7 protein-coding genes are annotated in these 9,063 nt (G+C 69.3%); all 7 read right to left on the reverse strand.

The features are described from left to right. Nucleotides 1-2,631: caspase family protein (locus PV721_RS35240; RefSeq protein ID WP_319731626.1), on the reverse strand; the 2,631-nt coding region annotated here is incomplete at its 3' end. Beyond that, the gene (locus PV721_RS35245) at nt 2,628-3,359 is read right to left on the reverse strand and encodes a hypothetical protein (protein ID WP_319731627.1); all 732 of its coding nucleotides are present in this window, start codon (nt 3,357-3,359) and stop codon (nt 2,628-2,630) included. The genes PV721_RS35245 and PV721_RS35240, both read right to left, overlap by 4 nt. A 498-nt stretch (nt 3,360-3,857) precedes the next feature. Then, nucleotides 3,858-4,664, reverse strand: coding sequence for a hypothetical protein (locus PV721_RS35250; protein ID WP_319731629.1), 807 nt, complete (start codon nt 4,662-4,664; stop codon nt 3,858-3,860). Next, nucleotides 4,661-4,912, reverse strand: a complete 252-nt coding sequence (locus tag PV721_RS35255; RefSeq protein WP_319731630.1) for a hypothetical protein — start codon at nt 4,910-4,912, stop codon at nt 4,661-4,663. Before PV721_RS35255 ends, PV721_RS35250 begins: the two co-directional genes overlap by 4 nt. Then, the gene (locus tag PV721_RS35260) at nt 4,909-7,122 is read right to left on the reverse strand and encodes a Mucin-19 (protein ID WP_319731632.1); all 2,214 of its coding nucleotides are present in this window, start codon (nt 7,120-7,122) and stop codon (nt 4,909-4,911) included. The genes PV721_RS35255 and PV721_RS35260 overlap by 4 nt, the downstream gene beginning before the upstream one ends. Before the next feature lie 13 nt (nt 7,123-7,135). After that, nucleotides 7,136-8,497: a replicative DNA helicase gene (gene dnaB, locus PV721_RS35265; protein WP_319731634.1), complete on the reverse strand. Its 1,362-nt coding sequence runs from the start codon at nt 8,495-8,497 to the stop codon at nt 7,136-7,138. Then, the gene (locus tag PV721_RS35270) at nt 8,494-8,901 is read right to left on the reverse strand and encodes a hypothetical protein (RefSeq protein WP_319731636.1); all 408 of its coding nucleotides are present in this window, start codon (nt 8,899-8,901) and stop codon (nt 8,494-8,496) included. The genes dnaB and PV721_RS35270 overlap by 4 nt, the downstream gene beginning before the upstream one ends. Between the last annotated feature and the right edge of the window lie 162 nt (nt 8,902-9,063).

Raw genomic sequence — 9,063 nt, forward strand, 5'->3', positions numbered from 1 at the left:
GTCCCACACCCGCACCGTCTCCTGGTCTGCGGCCACGCACACGGTCTGTCCGTCGAGAACCGTGCACGCCACGGAGGACACAGCGCCGGTGTGGCCGGTGAGTGGTTGTCCGACCTGCTGGCCGCTGCGCAGGTCCCACACCCGCACCGTCTCCTGGTCTGCGGCCACGCACACGGTCTGTCCGTCGAGAACCGTGCACGCCACGGAGGACACAGCGCCGGTGTGGCCGGTGAGGGTGTCGCAAAGGGAGGCAGTAAAGGTGCTGCCGGTGGCCCAATCAGGAGACCAGTCGCCCGGCGGGATATGCCGGGTGAGCTCGCGGTGGAGAGCCTGGGCACCGGCGCGGGCAGCCTCGAGGGCCAGAGACTGTTGCCTCGCGGGCGGTTCGGCGTCGCGGTGGAGGTGGAGGCTGGTCCGGTAGACAGCCGCACGCAACCGTGCCGCGTTTGAACGGGCTCGATGGAGATGGGGAGTAAGGCTGCGGGGCGCGGCATGGACGAGGTAGCCGCTGTTGGTGAGGACTTGGTCGAGGAGGCCAGCCAGATGCGCATGCTCGGCCAGGTGATTGAGTGCATAGGGGTGGGCACGGGACCAGTCGCGGGTGCCGTCGCCAAGGTGGGGGACGTTCTCGGTGAGGATGCGGGCGAAGGCGGTATGCGCGGATTGGTCGTCGGTGCCCTCGCGTAGGTACTCAGCCATCGCCTCGTGGTAGAGCCGGTAGGCGGAACGGCCATTTTCCGTCGCCTCTACAACGTATGAGCCGGCCGAGCTGCGCAGCCACAACAGATCGTCGTCACTGTAGGGACAGCCGGACATCTCGGTGGCAAGACGAGCCCAGACGTCTTCCCAGGGCAGGCCTTGGCCCTGGGCATAGGCGAGAGGACGCAGGAGGTCGGTAGCGCGCTTGGCATGGTGGCCGAGACGTTGGCGAAGGTCGCGACGCATAGCGTCGCCTGCATGGCGCGGCAGATCGGCTTGCCAAGCAGGGTCGGCCGGGTCGGGGATGGTGGGAGTGGCGGCGAGCATACCCGCGGTGATGCGGGCGATGAGGAAGGACCGGTCAGCAGCGCGGGCGACCGCCGCAGAGATCGGTTCAACAGCGTGAACGTGCTCGCGGTACGGCGAAGTGCGGTGTGCTTGGAGGAGGGTGCGGGCGGCGTAGACGGTGAGGGCTTCCGGGTCGGCGTAGCCGGCGCTGTCAAGGTCGATCACCGTAGCTGGATCGGTGCCGAGGCGGGGCAGGAGGTATGGGCGGGTGCCCAGAAGCAGGCGGATTCGGCCGCGGGAGTGCTCGATCAGCGGGCGCAGGATGGTGCTGCACAGACTGTCGGGGGTGGCGGCCTCGTCGAGCGCGTCGATAAGGACGGTGAGCGCGGCGGAGCGGTTGTCGAGGGCGTCGAGGAGTTTGCCGACGGTGTTGACACGAACGCGGGCGGCTGCGCATAGGGCTTCCAGGACGTCGGTGTCGGTCAGGTGCTGGGCGTATACAGCAGCATCGACAAGGCCGGGCGTGAGGAGATCCGGTGGCAGGCCAAGAGCGGTTTCGGGGACGGTACGATGCCGTTCGGGGTGTGTGAGAGCAGCAACGAGGCCGAGTACGGCAGTTTTCCCTGAACCCGGCCCAGCGGTAACCACCCGGCACGCAGATTCCTGTGCAGGGGACTTGAGCCAGGCAGCCAGGTCCTGGAGCGCGGCGTGACGACCCGTGAACCACCATCCGTGGCCGGCAGCCCCGGAATCCTGTCCGTCGGGATTGTGGGAACCCATGGCGCGTACCAGCAGCCTGTTGGTGAACTCGGTCTCGCGCCGCCGGTCTTGCTCGTCGAATGCGGCAGCCTGCTGGAGGGCGAGATCGACGTCGTTGAGTTCGGCGTCGTGGCGCGGGTTCGGTATGAACGGAGGCGCCTCGCCATCGAGGCCCACCATCGCCAGGCCGATCCGCTGATACTCGGGCAGGTCTGGCGAGTTGTTCATGTGCTGGACCAGCGCGTTGACCGGCAGGATGTCCGGGCCGTGTCCTGCGACAGGCAAGCCGCTGATCGCGGCCTCCAGCAGCTTCGGGAACAGTCCGGCGATCGCCTGCTGATGGGGCTGGGCGGAGGAGACGACCACCAGGCCTGACCCGGAGCCTCTTCCCCAGCTTTCCCCAAGGCGCTCCAGGGCCGCGGAGGCCACCTGATTGCCGCCTTGGCCCACGTAGCAGGCGTCCAGCAGCAGCAGGACGCGGCGGATGCGCGTGTCGCGCAGCAGGGTGCGGGTCAGTTCCGCGGTCGGCAGTGCTGTGTCGACAAGGTCCTCGGGGTCGGTGTCAGAGGCGAGCAGGACGTGCTCGCCTCCGTCGTCAAGGACTTCTCCGTGGCAGGACAGGTACACCGTCAACAAGTCGTCCTCGCGGCGCTCCGGCGAGCGGCAGAATCCGCGCAGGGCTTCCTTCAGCTGCTGCCTGGTAGGGCTGAGGGGCAGGCAGTCGTATAGGCGGTAGCCGAGCTGGTCGGTGAACACCCGGACGACCTGTTCTCGGGCCGTCACCAACTCGGGCCGGTCCCAGTCCCGATTCTTCGGGTAGTGCGCCACCGCGGCCGCGATCAGGTACCGCCTGGGTTCGTCTCTGCCGTCGTCCTCCTGCGTCACGCCAGGCCGTCCGCGATGGCTTGCCCGCACAACGCGTCGGTCAAGTAGGAGGTGGCGTCATGTGCGTGAGTGCTGTTGTTCAGCACTCCCGAGCGCAGCTGCTCACCGAACAGCGGCCGCAGGTCCTTCACCAAGGCCACCACATCCCCCGCGGCCGCCAGGTTCGTCCACACCAGGTCGCGACCACCCGGCCACGAGCCCAGCTTTTGCCTTCCCGCCGCGGCGGGCGCGGGCTGGAGCCGGTCGAACACCAGATGGCGGATCCCCAATGGGGAACCGACCGTCACCAGCGCCCGCACCCCGTGGTCCCGCAGCGCACACAACGCCTCATATGCCACCACCGACCCCAACGAGTGCGCAACCACCACCCGCGTATCCGCCCCGATCGTCTCGGCTACTCGGCTCCGAACCTGCTCCCGCACCTTGTCATCCGTCAGGTACGCGCGTACTTGCTTCAGGTCAGCGACCATCGACCGCAGAGCCACGTTCGCGAAGAACCGCGAGCCCGAAAGCGCCCGCAGCGCGGCCTGAACCGAGCGCGGTGTCGACACCAGGGTGTCCGCGGCATCCGGTGGAACCACCCCCGGATCTGCATCCGCAGCCGCTCGCCACCATGCCGCCAGCAGCGCCCGCTCGAGGGCGTCTTCGACGTCACGGGTTGTGTAGGGCAGGTCCGCTGCGGACAGCATCTGCCCTGCCGGACGGAATAGGTCCCCGAAGAAGCCCATCGAGACGTCCGACTCCGATATCAGGCCCCAAGCCCCGGCCCGGCGTAGCCCGTCACTCAAGGCCGGCCACCACGCTGCCTTTAGCCGGTCCTCCCCCTGCACCTGCTGTCCTATTCCGTGCACACAAACCACTCGGGCCACTACACCCACCCCCATGCCCGTCTAAGGAAGCGCCCCCGCGATCAATGATCGCTCACATCTATCACCCGCTGTTGGCCTCGGTCAGCCGAAGCAGGGGATACGGCCCCTCAGTCCGTCCGTTACTCGGGCACAGGCTGCTGGGTTCATCACCCTCCTGGCATGACGGATCCTTGTGTGATCTGGGGGAGATGGCCTGTGCCAGGCTGCTCGTGCGGGTGCTGAGCCCGTCTGGGCGGCGGCCGCGAGGTCGCCGCCAGCTGCGTGGTAGAGGGCGTCGAGCTGGATCCCGCGCAAGCGCTCCTCAAACAGAGCCCATGCCGTTGCGATGTTGGACGTGCGCCGCATCCCGGCCGGCGGTCAGCCTTGGGGTTTCCAGGCGCGGATCTCCAGTCCGACGATCGGTGTGCCGGGCTCGATCTTGTCGGTGGCGACGAGCCACTTCTGGACGGCGGCTGCGACGTCGCCGCCGGCCGCGTCGACCAGGGCCTTGAACTCGGCGCCGTCGAATCCTTCCTCGCCGGATCCCGGGCCGCCGCGGTTGTCAGCGTAGGCCCGCTCCTCCGTGCCGTCGCGGCGCTGGACGACGTTGCGCCGGACACCGGGGGAGTCAGCCCGGCGGCCGGCGTCGTGTTTGAAGGAGCCCTTGCGGGCCCGGACGGTGAAGGCGATCTTCCCACCGTTGGCGGCCGCGTCGTCGACCACGGGCCGCAGCCTGCCGGCGCCGGAGGCAATGTGCTGCTTGCCAGCCTTGGCCAGGGACGAGGACCAGGTCTTGACCGGCTTCCCGTCGGCGCCGATGACCACCTTGCCCTTCGCGTCCTTGACCGTCCGCTCCGCCCGCACCCGCGACTTCCCGCGTACGCGGGCCTTGTAGCCCTCGCGGTTCAGCCGCGGCTGAACGTGCCCGGCGGCCAGGGCCTTCAGGCTCGCGAGGTCCCGGGGGCCGCCGGCCTGCACCTCCTGGACCACGGCCCGCAGCGCCTCCACCATCGACGCGCCCTTGTTCTTCGTGAAGAACTGCGAGACGAGCGACGGGTTGCGGCCGAGGATCTCGCCGACCTGCTTCCGGCTGAACCCGGCCCGCGCCAACTCGTCGGTGAGCCGGGCGGCCTCGTTGCGCTGTGCGCCCCGGCCGCCCGCCAGCTTCCTCCTGCGCGGCGTCACGCGGCCGACTCCTCGTCCTCGTCGTCACACTCGTGATCGGCGTACACCGGGTTGTCGTCCTCGAACTGGCCGTCGCCCTCATCGCCGCAGCCGTGGCAGTGCCACTCCGCGCTCCACACGATCGCGCCCTCGCGGCCGCAGTCGTGCTCGGAGCGGACGGTGCCCTCGTCCTCCCACGTCGCCTCGCCCGAGGCGCCGCAGGCCGGGTGCTCCCACTGGCCGCCCCAGCCCACATCGGTGCTGCTCACATGCCCTCCGATTCGTAGGCCTGGCGGCCGAGACCTTGCAGGTAATAGAACTCCTCGTCGGTGCGCGGGGTGGTCTGCTCCCAGGGCATGCGGCCCTTGAGCAGGTAGTCGCCCGGCTCGCCGCCGTACTCCCAGTCGACCGGCGCCGAGGTGTAGATGGCGTCGGTACGGAAGGCCAGGATGCTCCCCGGCGGGAGATGCAGTGCGCCGGCCTTCAGCGGCTTCCCGGTCTGCGGGTCCTTCGAACTGGTGCTCACCGACAGCAGGGCCGCCCGGGCCGCCGACCACACCCCGGCCGCCCACTCCGGGTGGGCGTACTGGTCCCGCGCGAACCCCTGGTTGCGCTCCCACGTGACGTGGGTGTCCGTGATGCCCGTCAGTCGAGCACCGTCCGGCAGGTCGGGCACCTCGCCACTGGCGCCCAGCTCCAGCGAGCCGGTCGTGATCCGCGGCCGCTGCGCGAACGTTCCGATGCCGTACAACAGGATGCTGCGCACCGCGCGGGAGGCCAGGCGGCAAGCGGCCCGCTGCTGCTCGTCCCCGTGGACCTCGGCGGTGGCCCGCAGAGACTGCCAGGCGTCGCGCAGCTTGGTGCTCCAGCTCTTGAGCGGGTCGCCGGACTCCCACAGCAGGCCGTCGAGGATCTCGATCCGCCACGGCGCGATCGGGTTGCGGAGCGCGAGGTTGACCTCGGCACCGCCCGCCCAGGTAGTGAAGGTCCGGCCGCCTTCGTACGGGTAGTGCCAGGCCCGCTCCCCGGGCGCCGGGGCAGGCAGGAGCCCGACGTGATTCCAGTCCTTGGGGATCGTCACCCGCACCTGCCAGTGCGACGGCGCGAACAGCGCGTTCGTCTGCTCCTTCTCGGTCATGGCCGCGAAGGTGGCAGCAGTGATCCGACGCGGCACGCCGACACCGGACGCCCAGGTGTGCTTGGCATACGCGAAAGTCCGGTCGACCTCGTACCAGCCGGGCACCCGCTCCGGAACGCGCGGCGGCACAATCAGCTCGGTGCGGCCCTGACCGGCGGTGGCGTGGAGCAGACCGCGGATCTCCTGCGACATGACGGGGAAGCCGTCCGCCCACTTCGCGCCGGCCTTGGTCGGGATCGTCCGCGACCACAGGTCCCGTCCGGTCTGCGACGGCGAGCCCATGAGGACGACGTCCTCGAAGTGCGGACGCAGCGCCTTCCACAGCTCGACGAACGCAGCGCGCACCGTCGCCGGGTCTGCGCCCGCGGGGTCGAACCACTCGCCCACGCTACGGATTTCGGTGTGCTGGTCTCCGCGCTGCCAGCGGCCGACCGGGTTGCGGGGATGGACCAGGTGGCCGGCCTGCCGGTCCCGGCCGCGCGAAGCCTCCACCGTCCAGCCCTCCGGCAGCGGACCGTTCAGCCAGGCCGCGACGGCGTCCTTCAGGAACTCGTGCCGCTCCGCGCCCTGGTGCCACGGGTCGCCCGCAGTCACGTAGATCCGTTCCACCGACGCCGGAGCCACCGCGTAGACGGCGGTGAGGATCTCCGCCACCGAGGCTCGGCCGAGGTCCAGGCGGACGGTCCCGCCCTGCCACACCAGGACGCCGGTCGAGGTGTCCAGGAACGCCATCCCCCTCGCCGCCTGCTTGAAATTCGGACGCTTCGACGCCAGGTCACGCTCGGCGTGGAACCACCGGTCGCCCTCGGCGCCCGCGGGAATCGAGGGCAGAACGCGCTCAGCCTCCCCAACCCGGGCGGCAGCGGGCGCCGGAGCGGCTGCGGCCTGCTCGGGTTCGGCGAGCACCTCCGGGTCGGAGGCGCCATCGGCGGGCGCCGCGCCGATACGAGCGACGGTGCCGGACAGCTCGACTGTCTGCGGCTCATCCGGCTTCGGCGACGCGGTCATTTCCTTGATCGGCTCTGCGGGCGCCTGAGTGGCCAGCTGATCACCGGTGACGGTTTCGGTCGCAGGAGCCTCTACGGACCCCTCAGGGGCGCCCTGAGGGGCCAGAGAGGGCACCAGGGCCACGATGTCGATCACACCGAGGCCGGCGGCCGTCGCGATCCGGTCCGAAGTGGCCTTCGCGAAACCGCCGAGCTCGCGGATTTTCTCGGCCCGGCGGTCGCGCAGCTTGCCGACCTTGGCCTGGAGCTGGGACAGCTCGCGCTCCAGGGGCTTGAGTTCGTCGCGTACGGCCCGCAGCTCGGCGAGGCCGGTGGAGAATTCCTTGCTGTTCATGTGGTGGTCCCCCTCAGGTGCTGGCCATGTCGACGAAGCGCGAATAGTGGCCTTGGAACGCGGTCGTGATCGTGGCGGTCGGGCCGTTGCGGTGTTTGGCAACGATGAGGTCGGCTTCGCCCGCGCGCGGCGATTCCTTCTCGTAGGCGTCCTCGCGGTGCAGGAGGATCACCATGTCCGCATCCTGCTCAATCGCACCGGACTCCCGCAGGTCGGAGACAACCGGCTTCTTATCCGTCCGGTGCTCGGATCCGCGGTTGAGCTGGGACAGGGCGACCACGGGGATCTGCAGCTCCTTGGCGAGCATCTTCAGTGCCCTGGAGATGTCGGAGACCTCTTGCTGCCGGCTTTCCGGACGCCGCCCGGCGCCGGACTGCATCAGCTGCAGGTAGTCGATGACCATGAGCTTGAGCCCCTGGCGCTCGCGGAGCTTTCGGGCCTTGGCCGTGATGGTGACCAGGTTCAAGTTGGCGGAGTCGTCGATCCACATAGGAGCGTCCATCAGCTCCAACGTGATGCGGTCGACCTTGGCACGCAGCTCGTCCGGCAGGATTGCGTGCGTGATGTGGTGCAGCGGCACCCTGGCCTGGGCCGAGATCACTCGGCGGGTGATCTCGCGGCGGCCCATCTCCAGGGAGAAGAACACCGAGGGCTGCCTGTCCCTCAGAGAGCAGGCCCGCACGAAGTCCTGAGCGAGGGTCGACTTGCCCATCGCCGGGCGGCCGGCAACGACGATGAGCTGTCCGGGCTGAAGACCACCGGTGAGCGAGTCGAGGTCGGTGAAGCCGGTGCTGATCCCGCTGAGCTTGCCGGCGTTGGCGGCCCGCTCCTCGTAGTCGTCGTGGAAGTCCTCCAGCGCCGGCCCGAGCAGGCCCAGGCCGTCGTCCTCGTCCTCGTCGACTGCCGAGAGCAGGGCCCGCTGCTGCGCGGCGACGAGTTCGCTGGCCGTGCCTTCGCCGCGCAGTGCGGTGTTCAGGGTGGTGCGGGTGGCGATGATGACCTGCCGCACCGACCACGTCTCGCGGACGATCTCCGCGTAGAACCTGACGGATCCGACTCCGAACATGAAGCCGGTCAGGGTGAAGAGGTAGGCGCTGCCACCGACCCGGGCGCTCTCGCCCCGCTGCGTAAGCAGGGCAGAGAGGGTGATGGGGTCGGCGGCCTCTCCGCGCAGGTACATCCCGACCGTGGCCTCGAAAATCGTCGCGTGGGCCGGCTTGTAGAAGTGCTCCGGCTTCAGGACTTCGACGGCCTCGGCAATGGCTTCCTTGGACATCAGCATCGCGCCGAGGACCGCCATCTCGGCGTTGAGGTCGTGCGGCGGGGCGGCACCATCGAGGCCGCCCCGTTGCTCGGGGAGTTCGAGTTCCTTCACTGGGCTACTCCGGCAAGGGCCATCGGGCTGCACGTCCAGCAGTCCACGTATTCGTACAGGTCGTTGAAGCGCTTGCGGTCGTGCTGCCCGCAGTCACCGCACCACTCGACGGCGGCGGCCCTCAGGTCGGTCGGTGCCGTGGAGCGGTCCGCGTGCTTGTGTAGGTCGGTCCATCCTCGCGGGGCCATCTCCCGGACTCGGTCACACAGCCACCAGGCGGGGAAGCCGTCGGCCAGCAGCTCCCCGGCCGCCGAGCGGATCGTGCTGAGGGCCTTGCTGGTGATCGGCCTGCGAAGCACCTCACGGTAGGCGGCAACAACCTGGTCTGCCTCGTCGTCTGCGGTCCGCTGGGCGGGCACCACCCCGGTGTTTTCCGGCGCAGCCGAAGTCTCTCTCTCCGTCACGGCAGCATCACCCTCACCGGGTACCGCTTCAAGCGCACCCCCCTCTTGAGAGAGAGATTCTTTAAGAGAAGAAGGAACCGCCGCACTGGTGCGGCCACCCTGGCCGCATCCATGCGGCCCCCCTGGCCGCACTGGTGCGGCCACCCCCTCCCCAGGGGTAGC

The sequence above is a fragment of the Streptomyces sp. MB09-01 genome (genome assembly GCF_033794505.1).
GTDB lineage: Bacteria > Actinomycetota > Actinomycetes > Streptomycetales > Streptomycetaceae > Streptomyces.